This window comes from Metallosphaera cuprina Ar-4 (genome assembly GCF_000204925.1).
In the GTDB taxonomy this organism is placed as follows: Archaea; Thermoproteota; Thermoprotei_A; order Sulfolobales; family Sulfolobaceae; genus Metallosphaera; species Metallosphaera cuprina.
This window is the reverse complement of record NC_015435.1, coordinates 978014-997600: the sequence shown is the minus strand read 5'-3', so window position 1 is coordinate 997600 and position 19587 is coordinate 978014. Positions and strand designations below refer to the sequence as shown.

The window sequence follows — 19587 nt, the reverse complement described above, 5'->3', positions numbered from 1 at the left end:
CTTGGTTCTAGTCTCAATGCGACCGATACGAAATCATCTCGTAAACTTTACGTTTATAAATTAGAGATCTCTTTCAAAATAAGGGTGGGACCATGCGACCGAAAAGCCTGAGGTAAAATACTAGGAGAGAAGGTCGAGAGGGGAGATGAGGGGAGACTCGTCAAGTTTATTATTAAGAAAGGAGAGAGTAGAGGTGAGAAATATATAAATTGAAGTGTAGAATCCTTCATGGAGTTGAAAGCAGCTGAAGGCCAAGCGCTGCTTGGGTAGTCCTGATAGTCCTGGTAGAATCCTTCATGGAGTTGAAAGTAACATATGCTTCACTATCATATGCCATTATCCCTTTGAGTAGAATCCTTCATGGAGTTGAAAGACAACATCAGAGAGCACTTTGATGGTAACCCCCTTTATGTAGAATCCTTCATGGAGTTGAAAGGAGATTCCATCATCAGGGGTCAGGTCTAGGCCAGTTCATGTAGAATCCTTCATGGAGTTGAAAGAGGCCTATATGTGAAAGACAATCTTCTCACCTAAACAGTAGAATCCTTCATGGAGTTGAAAGAATTGACTTGTTACATGAATCGACGACGTTTACTGACGAAGGTAGAATCCTTCATGGAGTTGAAAGTTCCAACTTTATAATCAATCTGTTTCTTGAATCCTGGTAGAATCCTTCATGGAGTTGAAAGATTAAATATCATGCTTACCATGTTCGAGGGAGAAGCTGAGTAGAATCCTTCATGGAGTTGAAAGTATAGTCTTTTACCTCTAATGTAGCGAAAACACTTAAAATGTAGAATCCTTCATGGAGTTGAAAGGGACTAGAATCCTATACGTACACTGTTACTGGCAATAGCTCGTAGAATCCTTCATGGAGTTGAAAGAATTTTTCTCTTCTCCATCTACATAAAAATGATCTCGTAGAATCCTTCATGGAGTTGAAAGTCAATAACCAAGTCAACCCTACCCTTTAGATAATGGTGTAGAATCCTTCATGGAGTTGAAAGAGCCCCCCCCTACCCCCCTCTGCCAATAGAAGAATTGAGTAGAATCCTTCATGGAGTTGAAAGTAATCCCGCAACTTTTTCTCACTCACCTTCATCTTCTTGTAGAATCCTTCATGGAGTTGAAAGGAATATATCACTTCTTGTCATAGTCTCATCTCAGATTTATGTAGAATCCTTCATGGAGTTGAAAGTGAAGTAAAGTTGAGGTATGCGGTAGAGAGGTTTTACCAGGTAGAATCCTTCATGGAGTTGAAAGATTACTTCATCCACAGTTTTACCCCCTGTGGTGGGGTTTTGTAGAATCCTTCATGGAGTTGAAAGTTGTACTTAGCGGTTAGGAAACTCAAACAGTTCTATGCACGTAGAATCCTTCATGGAGTTGAAAGCTATTGACTGACGTCTCGGCAGTGACGGGAACGGGTAGCACGTAGAATCCTTCATGGAGTTGAAAGTTTCTCATACTTTTCCATCTGTTTCTCAAGTAATTCCCGTAGAATCCTTCATGGAGTTGAAAGAGCTCCTTTTTACACTGTTCAATCCGTTTGACTAAGTCCTGTAGAATCCTTCATGGAGTTGAAAGACTTATTGAATCTTTTTACTGTATTCATTATTACATTAAGTAGAATCCTTCATGGAGTTGAAAGTTTTTCGGTATCTCAAGATACTCAACGTCATTATAGTAGTAGAATCCTTCATGGAGTTGAAAGCAAGATCTGTTATTGTTTCATCTTTGCATATTATTTGCCCGTAGAATCCTTCATGGAGTTGAAAGCATCTTCTGACATTATCATCTCTTTCTCTGGAATCCATCGTAGAATCCTTCATGGAGTTGAAAGTCGTTGTACGCGTGCCCAGCTACAACGTAGATTACTAAGGTAGAATCCTTCATGGAGTTGAAAGACAAATTTAACATTGAATGGGTTTTTATTCCATTTAACTGTGTAGAATCCTTCATGGAGTTGAAAGTCACGGTTGGGTCTAGTAGTACTAACTACACCTACACGTTCGTAGAATCCTTCATGGAGTTGAAAGTATCTAAAACGTTTGGAGTTATCCTAGTTTTTATAGTGAGTAGAATCCTTCATGGAGTTGAAAGTAGCTTTTACTTCAATATTCACTATTATATCTTTTTCGTAGAATCCTTCATGGAGTTGAAAGGTATGTGATGTTTGGCGTTAAGTCTGCAAAAAATATGTATAGTAGAATCCTTCATGGAGTTGAAAGTAGTAAGTTTTCACAAAATTGGAAAATATTGGAAAAGCTTGTAGAATCCTTCATGGAGTTGAAAGCTCATTATCGTCCACGGGATAGCCTGTACGTTTGTTGAGTAGAATCCTTCATGGAGTTGAAAGGGTTTCCTCCTTGGCCGTTGTTGGTTTGCCCCGCGTTTAAGTAGAATCCTTCATGGAGTTGAAAGTAGCAAGTAGTTTAAACTGTATTCTAGTGGTTTAAATACGTAGAATCCTTCATGGAGTTGAAAGTGATCTCTTCTTGAATTTCTTTATACTCTCTTGAAGTAGAATCCTTCATGGAGTTGAAAGTTAGAGAAAGGCGATTTTGTAGACGGTTACGTTATACCTTTGTAGAATCCTTCATGGAGTTGAAAGAACAATTTTAACCCTTCAGGATTCTTCTATTTTAATTTTTGTAGAATCCTTCATGGAGTTGAAAGCTATACTTTACGTTAGGGAAAAGATAGGTAACATTGATAGTAGAATCCTTCATGGAGTTGAAAGTTTGATTATATTTACACTACTAGTTATATATATCATATCTATGTAGAATCCTTCATGGAGTTGAAAGTTCAGCCACTCGTAGGTCGCCTTCACTCCCTCCTCAGTAGAATCCTTCATGGAGTTGAAAGTGACCAACAGAGGTTATCGCACTCAACAACTCACTTGTAGAATCCTTCATGGAGTTGAAAGATCTGAGGCTTGAAAAACATTACCTAATCACCACTATCATGTAGAATCCTTCATGGAGTTGAAAGTTTTCTTCTATTTGTTTCATTACATCATTAGCCATATCAAGTAGAATCCTTCATGGAGTTGAAAGATCTTGTAGCCATGTAAGTCTTCCCCCAGACCTGGCAAACCTGGTAGAATCCTTCATGGAGTTGAAAGATTTAGTTAGTGCAAGTGGGCATGTTAACGTTGGGTTCGGTAGAATCCTTCATGGAGTTGAAAGTCATCAGAAGATGGTAAAAACACTATCCCCATCCATCTCCGTAGAATCCTTCATGGAGTTGAAAGTAAAAATAAGAGAGACCCACAGTTAAATAGAGAGGAAGGTAGAATCCTTCATGGAGTTGAAAGGATAGTAGTTGTCAATTAGTTGATATTTAAGTCTTTTTTGTAGAATCCTTCATGGAGTTGAAAGGCGCATTACCCGCTAGTTCACTTCCGTTAGTATTAAAACCGTAGAATCCTTCATGGAGTTGAAAGTACCATCCTTTATAGTAGATATGTATTTGATATCCTTTAGGTAGAATCCTTCATGGAGTTGAAAGCTCTTATGTCCCAAAAACCAATAGTTTCAATCAACGTAGTAGAATCCTTCATGGAGTTGAAAGCACGCTCTAAGGCGTGTTGAGGCGCACCCTCTCGCCCAGTAGAATCCTTCATGGAGTTGAAAGTTTCATCAACTTCAAGTCTAACTTTCATGATTTCATTGTAGAATCCTTCATGGAGTTGAAAGAACATAATATAATTCACTTTCACTGAGTTGATGATAGCAAGTAGAATCCTTCATGGAGTTGAAAGTTCCTGTCAGGTGAGTGTGGGGCGGAACAGAAGAGTAGAATCCTTCATGGAGTTGAAAGAACACGGTAAGAACGTTGTGTTCGAGGTGAGCGACACTGAGTAGAATCCTTCATGGAGTTGAAAGACACCTACACGTTCCCTCAGGCTATCACACTACCTATAGCGTAGAATCCTTCATGGAGTTGAAAGATGAATGTTTTGAATGTTATCTTGTTAACAAGTGTGAAAGTAGAATCCTTCATGGAGTTGAAAGCAGTTTACACCCTCAACTAGTGGAGTGTTACCATACGTCATGTAGAATCCTTCATGGAGTTGAAAGGCTGTGGGTATATACTACATATATAACAGAATATATGAGTAGAATCCTTCATGGAGTTGAAAGTCTCTCCTATTCTGCTAAACGTTGTGTAGTAAACGTGAAGTAGAATCCTTCATGGAGTTGAAAGGATTCCAACTAAAGACTTGTCCATCTCTATTTTCAGCATTCCTGTAGAATCCTTCATGGAGTTGAAAGCCAATCCTAACACTACAAAATCCTCACTCTCTTCCTCTTGTAGAATCCTTCATGGAGTTGAAAGAATCAGCCCTAATTGGTACCACATAGAAAAATAAAGAAGTAGAATCCTTCATGGAGTTGAAAGTGTCCTGTCCGTATTGATGACGATAATATCGTTGCCTGTAGAATCCTTCATGGAGTTGAAAGCGTCGTTCGCCTTTACCCACGAAGGTAGAGTTTGATTTGTAGAATCCTTCATGGAGTTGAAAGATGAAGCCATTTATACAATCATAATTAACCACAAGTGGTAGAATCCTTCATGGAGTTGAAAGTTATCTAATCTTAAATAAATACTTTGCTCATCCCAATCTAGTAGAATCCTTCATGGAGTTGAAAGATCATGATGAAAAAAATCTTTCTCATTTAAGTCCCCGTAGAATCCTTCATGGAGTTGAAAGTATTATATATATTATACTTCTTTTCCTTCTCTCCACTCTCTTCTTGTAGAATCCTTCATGGAGTTGAAAGCTGATATTAAACATCTTTTCTTGTCATTAACTAAATCAGTAGAATCCTTCATGGAGTTGAAAGCCATTGCTATGTCTCCAGATCCACCTAACTTTAAGTTTCTCGTAGAATCCTTCATGGAGTTGAAAGGAGAAGGAGGGTATCTATAACTATCGAAGTGTACTTCTGTAGAATCCTTCATGGAGTTGAAAGATGGGAGCTTGACAGTAGCCAGGACAAGAAATATCAATGTAGAATCCTTCATGGAGTTGAAAGTCGTAGAGATCTTGTCTGGTATCCCGTCCGGGTACATGAGTAGAATCCTTCATGGAGTTGAAAGTATTTTATTATTAGATTATAATGCTATCTGTTCAGGTAGAATCCTTCATGGAGTTGAAAGGTATTTAAGATCAAATTCAAAATTGGGTTATCAGTAATTAGGTAGAATCCTTCATGGAGTTGAAAGTAGACGATTTAATTGTGAATAATATATTATTGCATTTGCATGTAGAATCCTTCATGGAGTTGAAAGCGGTGTACCCGAAAATGCGTTAAATTTAGTTCAAGTTAGGTAGAATCCTTCATGGAGTTGAAAGCACAGTCCCCCAATCAAGTAGACACCCAGATCAGGATACCCGTAGAATCCTTCATGGAGTTGAAAGAGAAAAAGCAAGATAGAGGGCTATGAGCTTCAAATGCTTGTAGAATCCTTCATGGAGTTGAAAGGAACGTGATTACGATAGAAAGGGTCATTATTGGGGACATGTGTAGAATCCTTCATGGAGTTGAAAGGTTAACACTTTATCATCACTACTACCCCATGAAGTTGTTAGGTAGAATCCTTCATGGAGTTGAAAGCCAGAAGATGAAGAAGAGGTAGTAGAAGCAGAAGGTGCAGGTAGAATCCTTCATGGAGTTGAAAGCTCTACCCAACTGTTATGCTACTTTTTGAGTATCCCTGTAGAATCCTTCATGGAGTTGAAAGTCGCACTGGCACTAAAGTAAGCGAATAAGTGGCTGTAGAATCCTTCATGGAGTTGAAAGGTTATAGTGTTGTCGTGGTTTTCGGTGTGGTCGAGATAGGTAGAATCCTTCATGGAGTTGAAAGGGGATCATGCCCAGGCTGAAACTGTTCGAGATGTACGTTGTAGAATCCTTCATGGAGTTGAAAGTCTGAAGCAATTATCTCACTCTGCCCCACATCTTCCTCTCGTAGAATCCTTCATGGAGTTGAAAGCAGTACCTTGAGGCTGAAACACGTACTGCAATGGCATTACGTAGAATCCTTCATGGAGTTGAAAGTTATTCCACTCTGTGGAGGGACAGTTATATTAAATCCAGTAGAATCCTTCATGGAGTTGAAAGATCCTCACCTTCTGACTTCTGTGTTAATACTTCATCATCGTAGAATCCTTCATGGAGTTGAAAGTGAAAAAGCCCCATAAGCCATTTTATGAGTTCCATCTTTGTAGAATCCTTCATGGAGTTGAAAGTGCTTTATGAAGATCTCAGAGATGTGGAGTGGATACTTTATGTAGAATCCTTCATGGAGTTGAAAGTTTTAGATGAGGCAGATAGTTACATACCTCTGTCAAATTTTTGTAGAATCCTTCATGGAGTTGAAAGGTCATAGAAAACGTCGACAGTCTCCGGCTCTCCCTCAACGTAGAATCCTTCATGGAGTTGAAAGTCCGGCAATTTCATTGACCTAAACCATACCGCATAGAAGTAGAATCCTTCATGGAGTTGAAAGCTTACACTGAGCTTTTTCACAGTATTATTCACTATCACAGTAGAATCCTTCATGGAGTTGAAAGACTTTCTCAATTCTAGATAACACCCATATCAAAAAATCTCTACCGTAGAATCCTTCATGGAGTTGAAAGTTCAAGTATATATTAGTACAATTGTCTAGGAGAGGTGTCGCGTAGAATCCTTCATGGAGTTGAAAGTGATCCAGGCGTTTTTTGACGCCTTGCCTGGATACCGTAGAATCCTTCATGGAGTTGAAAGATCAACGCGGGAGATACGATCAACGAGATACAACTGCTGTAGAATCCTTCATGGAGTTGAAAGCTTGTTCGCCACTCCCAGTTAGGGATATCTTCCTCAACGTAGAATCCTTCATGGAGTTGAAAGGTACAGTTCACAGTTACCACAGGTGCCTATCCTTCAGTACGTAGAATCCTTCATGGAGTTGAAAGTCGACGTGGTCGGGGTACCGCGAAAGAAATGCTCTGTAGAATCCTTCATGGAGTTGAAAGGGATTATCTATCGAGAGTAGGGGGACAAGCTCCCCTTTACTGTAGAATCCTTCATGGAGTTGAAAGTATACTCCCCCTTATAATTCAAAAATACAAAATCGAAATGTAGAATCCTTCATGGAGTTGAAAGGCGAAGGCTTGTCAAACACAATCTTCGGAATTTTTGAAAGTAGAATCCTTCATGGAGTTGAAAGTACACCTTCAGCCAATTGGTGATAACGGTAGTTAACAAGTAGAATCCTTCATGGAGTTGAAAGGAACTCTATCCAAGAGTGCCGGAACACCTATACCCGGTAGAATCCTTCATGGAGTTGAAAGTTTGTAAGGCCCTCTTGCGGGCCTCGAAAATATCATCTTGTAGAATCCTTCATGGAGTTGAAAGGATTGTTACACTGTTACGCTCACTGACTCACTTACGCACTGGTAGAATCCTTCATGGAGTTGAAAGTTATCTGTCAAAAATGACTTTTTCAACTCTTTCAGAGAAGTAGAATCCTTCATGGAGTTGAAAGTTCCGTTTTTTTGATAAAAGTAGTCTTCAATGACGTCAAGTAGAATCCTTCATGGAGTTGAAAGATAAAGTCCATTATCTCATCAAAATAATGACTATTAAGTAGAATCCTTCATGGAGTTGAAAGATCCATCCGCCTAAACGCCTCTTTCAAATACTTTTCTGCGTAGAATCCTTCATGGAGTTGAAAGCTGACTGACTCGCACTGATTGACTCGCTCTGTCTGAGTAGAATCCTTCATGGAGTTGAAAGTCCCCCCCCTCCTCCTTCAATAGTTCTAGGGCCCACTTTTGGTAGAATCCTTCATGGAGTTGAAAGGCGGGGTTTTGGGTTTGGGGATGGATCTCTTGCATTTTTGTAGAATCCTTCATGGAGTTGAAAGCTGCAGTCCCTTGTGCGACCTACCTCTCACAAAGTTGCGTGTAGAATCCTTCATGGAGTTGAAAGAGCTTGGGAGCGTTTACCCCCGCCCCCTGAGGGGTTTCATGTAGAATCCTTCATGGAGTTGAAAGACTAATTACTTTATTACCATACCTAAACCTCTCTTTTCCAAGTAGAATCCTTCATGGAGTTGAAAGTCAGGGACAGGGGGTTGGTGGAGGTGAAGAGCCTCCCCTGTAGAATCCTTCATGGAGTTGAAAGTAGAGTTGATTAACAAATTCCTCTCTCTCCTTTCTTCTTAGTAGAATCCTTCATGGAGTTGAAAGTAACATCATAGTTATGAGATCTACGTCTTTCACGTTAGTTAGGTAGAATCCTTCATGGAGTTGAAAGAGCCCATTTTAGGGCCTTGATTACTTGTGCCTTTCTAAGGTAGAATCCTTCATGGAGTTGAAAGAGGACAGAACTATCGTCTATATTGGCGACTTTGATGGCGGCGAGTAGAATCCTTCATGGAGTTGAAAGCATAATCGCCCAATAAAATAAGGGCGGTTCTTTTCTGTCGTAGAATCCTTCATGGAGTTGAAAGCAGACGAGGTGAAGAAGTTAAGGAAGGAGTTAGCTTCGCGTAGAATCCTTCATGGAGTTGAAAGTCTGTATCTGACATTTGTGGAGAAACTGGCACTCCTGGTAGAATCCTTCATGGAGTTGAAAGCATTAAGACTTGGCGTTACTAAGATGACGCCCGTTGATGGTAGAATCCTTCATGGAGTTGAAAGATATACATCGTTGTAATGTTTCTGTTATACTTGTTTAAGTGTAGAATCCTTCATGGAGTTGAAAGTTCCCTTTCAATTATATAGTGTTTTCTTATCACATTTTTTGTAGAATCCTTCATGGAGTTGAAAGTTAACACGTTCTTCCTTCTCTGTTCCTTTCCCCGCGGGTAGAATCCTTCATGGAGTTGAAAGTTGCGTCACTCATGCTTTGCGGAACGTCTTCACCGCCAACGTAGAATCCTTCATGGAGTTGAAAGTTATTAGTTTCGTCATCATCATCATAAATTATAGTTCCCGTAGAATCCTTCATGGAGTTGAAAGAAAAAGTATCTAGCTTCCCACTCATTTTTAGCTTCAATTATTGTAGAATCCTTCATGGAGTTGAAAGTAAACAGTAAAGATAATCTTGAACCGCTTCACGTAGCTCAACCGGGTAGAATCCTTCATGGAGTTGAAAGACTTTAGGAATCATATAACTATCGTATTCAGTAAAAAATTGTAGAATCCTTCATGGAGTTGAAAGATTATGTATTTATCTTTACAACAATCGTCAAGATCTTCTTGTAGAATCCTTCATGGAGTTGAAAGATTATGTATTTATCTTTACAACAATCGTCAAGATCTTCTTGTAGAATCCTTCATGGAGTTGAAAGGGTTACAATAAGGCGTCACAGCTTTCCGCAGACCTATCTGTAGAATCCTTCATGGAGTTGAAAGGTACTTGTCTCAAGAGGTCAAGGATCCAAGCCCTGATAAGTAGAATCCTTCATGGAGTTGAAAGAATAACTCACCTTTTATAGAGTACAAAAAATCTTGAAGTAGAATCCTTCATGGAGTTGAAAGTCCCCCCCCTCAAGGGCATTTTAGAGGACAAAAATTTGTAGAATCCTTCATGGAGTTGAAAGTGTACTCAGAAGGACATACCGCCCCGAAAAAATGCGGTAGGTAAAATCCTTCATGGAGTTGAAAGATCTGAGGCTTCATTATCATTTTATCATCACCACTATCAAGTAGAATCCTTCATGGAGTTGAAAGTATGACCACCCAACGCCCTCGTAGACTGGGTCTAGTAATTGTAGAATCCTTCATGGAGTTGAAAGCAAACCCGGGCCGCGGGGGTAAACGCGGTAGACGAGCAAGTAGAATCCTTCATGGAGTTGAAAGCTTATCGCCAGTTTAACGCCATGAGGGCAGTTTTTTCCCTGTAGAATCCTTCATGGAGTTGAAAGTTTCGATATATAGAATTCCTCAAGGGCATACCAGATGGGGGTAGAATCCTTCATGGAGTTGAAAGATTTCAACGTCAAAATACCCAATTTTATTAGGTTTTATTGTAGAATCCTTCATGGAGTTGAAATACTACTACGCTGGTTGGGTTCTAAGGAACTCCGCCCGGTGTAGAATCCTTCATGGAGTTGAAAGACTAGTTGTCCACCTGGGTACTACTACGATTCTGAGCAAGGTAGAATCCTTCATGGAGTTGAAAGAGCAGATAGTTAACCCCGCGGGGGCGGGGGTAAACGCCCGTAGAATCCTTCATGGAGTTGAAAGAACAAAATGTGATAACTCAGGGCAGAGGAAGGTCTTTTTTAGAATCCTTCATGGAGTTGAAAGATATTTCCAATACCATAAGTCCACACTCGTGGATCACCTGTAGAATCCTTCATGGAGTTGAAAGAATGCTTATAAATCTTTCTACAAATCTCATCATGATTTGAAAGTAGAATCCTTCATGGAGTTGAAAGTAGAGCCTCCTTCGCTAGCTTAAGTGCCTCTCTAACAGTGTAGAATCCTTCATGGAGTTGAAAGCTGAGAAAGGGCCTTCTTCGCTAGCTTAAGGGCGTTCTGTAGAATCCTTCATGGAGTTGAAAGATCCCGTCCCCTTCCCTTGAAGGTAGGGTATCACTGTAGAATCCTTCATGGAGTTGAAAGTTATTTCATTCGTTTTGTCATCACATTTTATCTTATTTTTTGTAGAATCCTTCATGGAGTTGAAAGCAGTTCCTTTTTCACTTGCGATATCTGCTACGGTCGAGTAGAATCCTTCATGGAGTTGAAAGTTAAAGATTGTAGTGTTTATCAAGTAAAAGTTGAAGTAGAATCCTTCATGGAGTTGAAAGTTAAAGATTGTAGTGTTTATCAAGTAAAAGTTGAAGTAGAATCCTTCATGGAGTTGAAAGTTAAAGAACGTCACCTTATGCACTCGTCTACTCCCCTTCTCGTAGAATCCTTCATGGAGTTGAAAGGAGAATGAAATGCATAACTCAATTTCCATGTCATGTATGTCGTAGAATCCTTCATGGAGTTGAAAGGTTTCTCAGGGTGTAGATCACCCTCAGTATGTTTTTTCTTGTAGAATCCTTCATGGAGTTGAAAGTGATTGAGAAAGTCAAAGATGATGAGTTTGGATTTACTCAGTAGAATCCTTCATGGAGTTGAAAGTTTTATCATCTTCAAATGGTTGATTGATTTTCACTCCTAAGTAGAATCCTTCATGGAGTTGAAAGTTGTAGACGGATTTGATGATGACGGTCTTTGGCGTTGATGTAGAATCCTTCATGGAGTTGAAAGATATTACCATTCGGTGCAAAGTAAAGCTCTATATCATCTGTAGAATCCTTCATGGAGTTGAAAGCACGGGGGACTTTGTCGAGGAGGCATAAAAATCCTCAAGAGTAGAATCCTTCATGGAGTTGAAAGTCCTCATCATTATCGTGAGAGTAGAGGGGAGCTTGCCCCCGTAGAATCCTTCATGGAGTTGAAAGAATCATAATTTCGTTTCGGTCGTCATTACACACTATTTCGCCGTAGAATCCTTCATGGAGTTGAAAGCAGAGCTTCCCCCAAACTTATTATGGCAATATATAAGTAGAATCCTTCATGGAGTTGAAAGGATGATCTGAGAAAAGTAATCAAGAGGGTAGCTAACCCAAGTAGAATCCTTCATGGAGTTGAAAGTAAACGATGTAACGACTGCCTTGAACACGTCGCTACTACGTAGAATCCTTCATGGAGTTGAAAGTTACAATTTGATAAGAATGTTTAATTATAATGTGTGGTATGGTAGAATCCTTCATGGAGTTGAAAGCATCATAGAAGATCATGTCCTCACCTTTCTTTTGTTCATGTAGAATCCTTCATGGAGTTGAAAGTTTTTTTATTCTAACCCCTGGGACCACTGAGTGCCAATCGTGAACGTGGATGTAGAATCCTTCATGGAGTTGAAAGTTTCTTAGAATGATTTCGCTTTCCCTCTTGTTTTCGTCGCGTAGAATCCTTCATGGAGTTGAAAGTAACATATACGTCAGATCGTACTCAGCTACGATTGGGTCTTGTAGAATCCTTCATGGAGTTGAAAGTTTTAACGAAGAAGAACCCTTCCCGCGCGGTGTAGAACCGTGTAGAATCCTTCATGGAGTTGAAAGATGAGAACAGTAGCCAAGTTCTTTATCATATTATGCCCGTGGTAGAATCCTTCATGGAGTTGAAAGGGCCATATCCCTTCAAGTCCTCATCTGTCAGGTCCTCAGTGTGTAGAATCCTTCATGGAGTTGAAAGCTTGTAAACGTTCAAGGCAGACGACTCACCACTATACCTCCTGTAGAATCCTTCATGGAATTGAAAGATATTTACGTGGGCAGCAGGGTTTACATGAGATATCGTAGAATCCTTCATAAAATTGAAATAAAATTCTAATTTATTCGTACCTTTTGTATTTAACCTTATAAACTATCATGGAGGTCGCCCACGTTAACGTGAAGGTCGCGATGATTATCATACCAATGTTCCCCCACCACGCATCTTGATTGATCACCTCGATTAGGCCCCAGAAGGGTCCTTTAAGACCAAGTTCGGACTGAACCATACCTAACAGCTCCAACGTACCTATCACGTACGCCACCAGAACGGATATGCTGGTCATGGTTAGGTTGTACCACACTTTCCTCAGAGGAGCGCCCAGAAACGCCCACCTGTAGGCGGTGTTCATGAAGAGGCCGTCAGTTGTGTCTATCAGCGTCATCCCTGCCGTAAAGAGGAAGGAAAATATCAAAAGCTCCCACGTTGGGAAGCTGAACTCGGTGGCGGAGGCTGCACTTATCGCCAGGAGGGCGGTCTCTGAAGCGGTGTCGAACCCCAGACCGAACAGGAAACCTATGGGGTAGAGGTAATACTGACTCTTCACGATCTTGAACAAGTTCCTGAAGTACCTGCTCATGAACCCCCTTTTAAGTAATGTCTCGTTTAGCTTTCGTTCGTCGATTTTCTCCTCCTTTATCTTTTTAAATATTTTATAAATCTCTAATAATACAAAAAAGTTTAGAAGTCCTATTACGTACAGGAAGAGTCCGCTCACTAGGGTGCCTACGATAGAGCCCAAGCTCTCCAACGCGGGTACGTTGCTGGCTATCGTCCTAGCAGCTATTATCAAGGATAGGGAGAGGAGGACCACAACGCTGGAGTGTCCCAATGAGAAGAAGAGGCCAGTGAAGCTCGCACCTTTGCCCTCTTGAACGAGCTTCCTGGTGGTGTTGTCTATGGCAGCTAAGTGATCGGCATCAAACGCGTGCCTCAAACCGAAGGTGTAAGCGAGGACTCCCAAAGTGAAGAAGCTGATCCCTTTCTCAACTGAGACTCCTTTACTCAGATCTGTAAGCCATAGAAAAAGGAGTGCCGTGACGATCAACTCTAAAACGTAAAAAGGTACGATCCTGGACTTTAGACCCATAATATTTGGATAGGCTGTCCATATATAAGTTTTTGGATAGGCTATCCAAATATACCCGTTAAAGAGCCAACGATAAGCCGTAAACGGTTACAATGACGTTTGGCTAATTTAGGGAGAGGTTCCCTACCAGCTGGAGTGAACGTTAAACGGGAGAGACGTTGTCGATCAACGCGTCTCTGAGGCCTTGTTTTAGAGGTTAACCTTGAGGAGGCAGGATCTTCAGCGACACAAGGAGGTTCATTGACCGTTAAGGCTTTCACCCTATGAAGACCTCTATGCCTTCCCAGCGTGGAGATCGCGTTTGTGAGACGTGATGGAGTTTACCTAACGTGAGGGGAGTGAGGAGAACCTAACGAGCGGTGTTTACGAACTAGGGGAACTTCATGGGGTTAAAAGGATTTTCTCTTCCGTCTTCTCCCTGGCCTCTTCGTTGGGAGGGTGAAATCCCTCACGGAGTTGAAGGAAAAACTACTCGCTCACCGCTTTCCTCAAAATTGAGCTTTTGTAGAATCCCTCACGGAGTTGAAAAAGCTCTTAGCTAACGCAAGACTTCGCGTGGAATCCTCACGGAGTTGAAAGTCACGTCCTTCAGTGCGTTTCAGGATCCTTCACGGAGCTGTCGCTTAGCTCTACCTCAGGTAGGCCCTTAGCGGCCACCGCCATGACTTTCTCGTGATCCTGTGGAGAAGGTGAGGGTATGACCATGTGCAACACCTCCATGTAGGTCTCGGCCTTGATTCCTTGCTCGGTACGATAACTATGGAGCCCTCCTCTATCTCCTCCCTATAGCCTAAAGTTGCCTTCACCTTTGATCACCTAGAACACCGAATCGGAGAGCGGTGCGTGAACAGGAACGTATTGACCTGGCTCAAGGAAGACTAAGATCACTCCGTACTCCTCTTTCCTAACGACTGGAACTGGGGTATGCGTCTCCGGTCCTTCTGAGCTTGGACACGTGAGATACTAAGGGTCTGGACCCTTTGATTAGCTTAAGTTCGAACGTTCCGTCTCCCCTTTCCTCTATGTCTCTTTATTTTTCCTGATTGACTGTGTAAGTTGTGCGGGGTAATGATCAGCTATCACGGTCAGCTCTTCTCCATCTCTCAGTTCGTCGAATTCGCTCAACGCTAGCGTGTGTCTTTTTGACGGCTCGACTCCTCTCAAATCTAAGGTCTTGCCCATGAGAGAGATGGGGGATTATGATTATAAATCAGACACCTTACTGATGAGGAACTTGAGGAGGAGCTGATCAGATGTGTGTGGAGGAGTCTCCTCCGCGTCTCTCGTATCGTTTGTTGCTTATTTGGTGCGGAACCCTTGTTAAAGTTGATAAAGATTTAGTTGATCGTTGCGTTTTACCTTTCCCTAGTATCCTATCTAGGACCTTCTGAGACCCCCTTTAGGACTTTCAGCCTACATGTAAAGCTAGCAGTTGAAGGGAGGCATTAGGTTTAGTACACTAGGGACGATCCTAGGATGGATTTACGTACGTTGAAGGAAGGCATTAGTTAGGTCGATCACCTCACTACCTTAAAGCGTCACTAGATAACGTACGCTAAGCCTCAGTTTGAGGGTCCCCGTTTGGGAGGATGACAAAGGGTTACGATTAACCTGGCCTTATCATCAATTTACTTAAACTCAAGGGAGACACGCTTAGTTGTCAATAAGGTTATTACTTGGTCACCTCAATTGTTGATACGTTTACCTTATGTCCTTCAAGTTCAGTTCCACGTTTTTCGTTTTGAACGTGCACCACATGACTGACTAGTCAGTCATAATATATTAACTTACCGGTCAGTAAGATTAATGTATGACACTTACATAATATTAATAATGTCCAGGAAAATTAGCAAAGATAAGATAATTAAGGCGGCTGTGAGCGTTTTTGCGGAAAAGGGCTTCGATTTAGCAACAATGGATGAGATAGCAAAGAGAAGCGAGTTGAGCAAGGGTACAATCTTCCTTTATTTCGAGAAAAAGGATGAATTAATAAAGCAAATAGCTATGCTCTCAATCCCGTACGATGTAGTTGAGGAAACGTTATCTGGGAAATATGAAAGCGCTGAGGAAATGCTTTACGATTTCGGAAAGAAGTTCATGGATAAATATAAGGATAGCGAAATGAGATCGTTGCTAATGATGACCATTGGTAATAAGAGAAGATATGAGGTAATAAAGTCCAAGTTGAAGTCGGTCTGTATGGACAAAATTGATGAGTTCTTTAAGAAGGTAGAAGAGCTTTCAGGGGTAGAAATACCTTTTACGTTAAGGCGGAGCTTCTTTGGTGCTCTACTTTGTTACCTAATATGGTGGGAGGACAACCCTTTAGATCCCGAGGAGTACGTTAGACAACTCAGTAAGACCGTTCTGATGAGCGTTCGTCGAGAGAGAGGAGACGCGAGGTCTTGATAGAGAATAAAACATAAATCATAACTTTTTAAGGTTTTAAAATTCTATTAAACGCGTACTTTCATTAAAATATATAAATACTTTAGATAATCAATATTATCATTATTTAATTGAAGTATATCATTAACTTTATTGTATTTCAACTAAAAAAGTTTTCTACTATATTTCATTGGATAAATTCTTAAATACCGTTAAAGAAAAACGGTAAACTATGAGTAAGAAAATTGTTATTGTAGGTGGCGGAATAGCGGGGATGGGAATCGTTAACACGTTAGCTGAGAAATTAAAAGATAAGGAAATAACCGTGATAAATAAGGAAGACTTTTATTTTGCAGGGCCGTCTAGACCGTTGATCTTAACGAAGGAGCAGCAATACGATAGGATAATCAGAGGTTATGAGGAAGTTGGAAAAAAGGGAGTTAAAGTAATTATCGGTAACGTATACAAAATAGATCCAGATAATAGGAGGGTGTATTTAGCGGAATCATCCATGGGTAATAAGGTAAAGGAGTTAAGTTATGATTATTTAGTGTTAACACCTGGTATAGTCTACGACGGCTCCTCAATAAACGGATATGATAAATATGCTTGGAAGAACACGACGGTTTACGATCCTGGTAGAGTTAACGTGTTAAGGCAAAGATTATGGACTGAAAACGAGGGAAGTCTTGTTGTTTACGCTCCTAAAGCGCCTTATAGATGTGCTCCAGCTCCTACCGAAACGGCGCTTTTGGCTCACACTGTTCTAAAGAATAGAGGAGTTAGAGAAAAGTTTAAGGTCATTCACATAGACGCTAACGATAAGACACAGCCTCCATTTATTGCAGATGTCGTTAAAGAGACTTATGATAAGGCTGGAATACAATTGGTGACCGGACAAGAGATAGTAGAGATGGGTGAAAGCTACGTTGTTACGAAATCTGGTGAGAAGTTCAATTTCACAGTTTTAGCAATGTTAGAACCAAATAGGGCTCCTAAGTTTATTGAGGAGGCCGGTCTAGGATCTCCTTTCGTTGACGTTAGATCTCCTCAAGATTTAAGACACCCTAAGTACGACGACGTCTTATCAGCTGGAGACGCAGCTAAGTTACCTTTCCCTAAGAACCAAGAAATAGCCTTTGAGAGCTCTATGTTTGCAGCTAATAAGATATTAGAAATGGAAGAGGTTTCAGAAAAGGTTCCAGTTCAGTACGCATTCGTAGGCTGGGCTTACATGGGTAATTTAGAGGGTAAGCTAGAGACTTTAAGCTTACAATTCCAAATGGATTTAACTACTCAACCTCCTAAGCCAGCTAAAGACCCTCAGTTAAAGAGGGACTACACTTTGCAGAAAGATAGATGGGAACAAGCGTATTTAGAAAGGTTATTTGGTTATAAGGTTATTTAATTTTTTAATGAGACAGATTTTTGAAGTAAAAAATCTTATACTTCAACTTAATATCTAGCCTTTGTAGCTGTGAGTTTAGAGAGTTTAACGGGATCAAGAATAAGCTCAACGTTGAAACGTATAATTATCAGGGCGTGTTAGTAACGAGATTAAAAACTTGGACAAAAGTATGTTTATCGCAGTGTCTAATGTCGAACTCAGGAACGTCTCTAGAGGAGATGTCCTCTGCAGCGATCCGATTGCAAAAACCATTTATGCTCCCAATAATAGAGATGACGTTGCTAGCACGTTTCCGAGCAGATTGTTAGTAGACCTACCTCTATTTTGGATTTCTGATAAAACTTGGAACCTATATACTGGTCTAGCAATGACGAATCTCCTGAAGTGGACAAACTGATACGATCAGTGGTCAGTTAAAAGCTACAATACCGATTGAAGTGGTTTATTATACCATTATGCTGGCAAAGATTTTAGTGCTGTAAATGATTTCTAAATTAGTCCTGAATAATATTGTATGGATTGAGTTGAGGTAGCACCCAACTGTTAGCGAATTGATGATTTACGCTATTCTAACTAGGCATATTTCTTTGTATTTTTTCTCTAATTGAAGGTTCTACTAACGCTAATGCCCTATTTATCATGTTCATATCTCTGTCGTGAATGTTCTTAGGCAGTTCAGCGGAAGCTTGTAACCTAATCTTAAGGAAGACCTTCAGCATATCGTCTGACAAAGTCGATGCTAATTTCATGTTTGTCTTACAAAGGTTAATGTATTCTTCATCGTTAGCCTTCTCCCCCATTTCCTTAACTAAACCCTTTAACGTAGATAGTTTCTGATCGTCGTTTAGAGCGAGCAATTGTTGAAATAGGCTCCTCATTGTGGACTCTCTTTCCCTTTCACTTAACCTAGCTATTTGAACGACATCTATTTGCCCTGCCATAACAGATAACTGTGCGAGAAACTTTAAAAAACTTTCTAATGTAAAAACAATATAAATAATTATATCTTTTTCCCCTCCTATTTACCTATACGCTTGTCAATCTTCAATGTTTCTCTTAGCGTTATCCCTTGCTACTTTCTCGTCTTTGATTTCATTATAAACCTGGTAAGCGTGTTCAGCCAAATCTAGTCCATTGAGTGCGGGAAATCGCTTCCGTAAATCACCTTATCTGAAACTTCCTAAGCCTAGGCTTACACTTTAAAATATCTTTAGGAGGTATTGAACATTTCTAGATAAGCGCTGTTTATGAGTCTTGTCATGTGGAGAGCAGTAGAAAATCAAATTGGCCTTACAGCATGGGCACGATTTTAGGAAAATCCTTTGCAACGTCACCTACACAGGTAGGGTCCAGCTCATTCATTCCTGCCTTTAGCTCCAATGCTAGCGTCAGTTTATCATAACTGGCGTGACCTTCTGTTCGTAAATATAAAGTAAATCCTTTGATTCACCTTCCTCGCTATACGCATTGAATGAGATTTACAGGCACGCTCCTTAATCTCATCACACATAACTAGATTTTTTAGCTTCTCATGACTCACGGTCAAGATCAAAGAGGGTCCTCAAGATTACCACTGAATTAATTTAACTCTCATGTTTGTAATAAGGGGCAATCTCTATTATCCCGTTCCTCGAGCCATCTGGTAGATAAAGGTTGTAATAGAAACCAATCTCTATATCATCAATTTTAATGTAGAACTTTCTTTTCTCTACATGTCTTTTACTGTCAGTTCCTAATAGAACGTCTCTTATCTTTATGATGTTTTTCCCTATAGATTTACCTAACTCCAATACTTGATATGTGAATTCGTCCTTTAGATCTCTAAGCATGTATAATTGAGTTTCCCAATATGAGGAACCGTTTACGTATATTATTCCATTCGATTCGCTAACGTACACCATTGGATTACTAGGTATGTCGAAGTAGAACGTTGTGCCTCCTATAGGCACCTCTAAAGTCTTGTCAATTATCACTTTCTCCTTTGCCAATGGGTAAACTTGATGTTGAATCATTTTTGCCACGCAGTTCCTTTATCCTGGGATCAAAAAAGTGGTTAACCTAAGGTGTTAAAGTGCTCAAGATGGGAAGAAATCGCTCACTATACCTAATGTATTAGGCAACTCGTTTGATCGAGAGATCACGCGTCCGGCAGACAAAACGAACGCGTTGGAATTTAGACTAGGTGATGAGAAACGTGAGGGGCCAAAGTTTAAGAACCAAAAATCCATCGAAGGCCTAGGCGTTCACGGTACTGTTTGGTGCAGATCTAGTACGCTCATGCGTTACGTCATTCCAGCTTAAACTACTCTAATATATCCTAAAGAGACGAATCCGTTTAGTGAGCGCACGCGTTGTAGG

General features: G+C 40.4%; 7 protein-coding genes and 1 CRISPR repeat array. Of the genes, 3 read left to right on the top strand and 4 right to left on the bottom strand.

The features are described from left to right. Window positions 1-216: 216 nt before the first annotated feature. Window positions 217-12393: direct repeats of the CRISPR family, unit length 25 nt; unit sequence GTAGAATCCTTCATGGAGTTGAAAG. 11 nt (window positions 12394-12404) lie between these two features. Both MCUP_RS05255 and MCUP_RS10130 read right to left on the bottom strand, forming a co-directional pair. Beyond that, window positions 12405-13433, bottom strand: coding sequence for a HoxN/HupN/NixA family nickel/cobalt transporter (locus MCUP_RS05255; RefSeq protein WP_013737678.1), 1029 nt, complete (start codon window positions 13431-13433; stop codon window positions 12405-12407). A gap of 1020 nt (window positions 13434-14453) precedes the next feature. Then, the gene (locus tag MCUP_RS10130; RefSeq protein ID WP_237697967.1) at window positions 14454-14615 is read right to left on the bottom strand and encodes a DUF2249 domain-containing protein; all 162 of its coding nucleotides are present in this window, start codon (window positions 14613-14615) and stop codon (window positions 14454-14456) included. Between the two features lie 624 nt (window positions 14616-15239). Between MCUP_RS10130 and MCUP_RS05245 the strand changes: the two genes are divergently transcribed. From MCUP_RS05245 to MCUP_RS05235, 3 genes are all read left to right on the top strand, one after another. Further along, window positions 15240-15842, top strand: a complete 603-nt coding sequence (locus tag MCUP_RS05245; RefSeq protein ID WP_013737674.1) for a TetR/AcrR family transcriptional regulator — start codon at window positions 15240-15242, stop codon at window positions 15840-15842. A gap of 211 nt (window positions 15843-16053) precedes the next feature. Further along, window positions 16054-17229, top strand: coding sequence for an NAD(P)/FAD-dependent oxidoreductase (locus MCUP_RS05240; protein ID WP_013737673.1), 1176 nt, complete (start codon window positions 16054-16056; stop codon window positions 17227-17229). 181 nt (window positions 17230-17410) lie between these two features. Continuing rightward, window positions 17411-17626, top strand: coding sequence for a hypothetical protein (locus MCUP_RS05235; protein WP_148230907.1), 216 nt, complete (start codon window positions 17411-17413; stop codon window positions 17624-17626). A 172-nt stretch (window positions 17627-17798) separates the two neighbouring features. Here MCUP_RS05235 and MCUP_RS05230 read toward each other — a convergent pair whose 3' ends face one another. Beyond that, window positions 17799-18170: a hypothetical protein gene (locus MCUP_RS05230; RefSeq protein WP_013737672.1), complete on the bottom strand. Its 372-nt coding sequence runs from the start codon at window positions 18168-18170 to the stop codon at window positions 17799-17801. 642 nt (window positions 18171-18812) lie between these two features. Beyond that, on the bottom strand, window positions 18813-19241 hold the full coding sequence (locus MCUP_RS05225; protein ID WP_013737671.1) for a hypothetical protein: 429 nt from the start codon (window positions 19239-19241) through the stop codon (window positions 18813-18815). Window positions 19242-19587 lie beyond the last annotated feature (346 nt).

Coding starts and splice junctions, on each gene's coding strand:
- MCUP_RS05255 (WP_013737678.1), bottom strand. CDS start 13,433: ATGGGTCTAAAGTCCAGGATCGTACCTTTTTACGTTTTAGAGTTGATC.
- MCUP_RS10130 (WP_237697967.1), bottom strand. CDS start 14,615: ATGGGCAAGACCTTAGATTTGAGAGGAGTCGAGCCGTCAAAAAGACAC.
- MCUP_RS05245 (WP_013737674.1), top strand. CDS start 15,240: ATGTATGACACTTACATAATATTAATAATGTCCAGGAAAATTAGCAAA.
- MCUP_RS05240 (WP_013737673.1), top strand. CDS start 16,054: ATGAGTAAGAAAATTGTTATTGTAGGTGGCGGAATAGCGGGGATGGGA.
- MCUP_RS05230 (WP_013737672.1), bottom strand. CDS start 18,170: ATGGCAGGGCAAATAGATGTCGTTCAAATAGCTAGGTTAAGTGAAAGG.
- MCUP_RS05225 (WP_013737671.1), bottom strand. CDS start 19,241: ATGATTCAACATCAAGTTTACCCATTGGCAAAGGAGAAAGTGATAATT.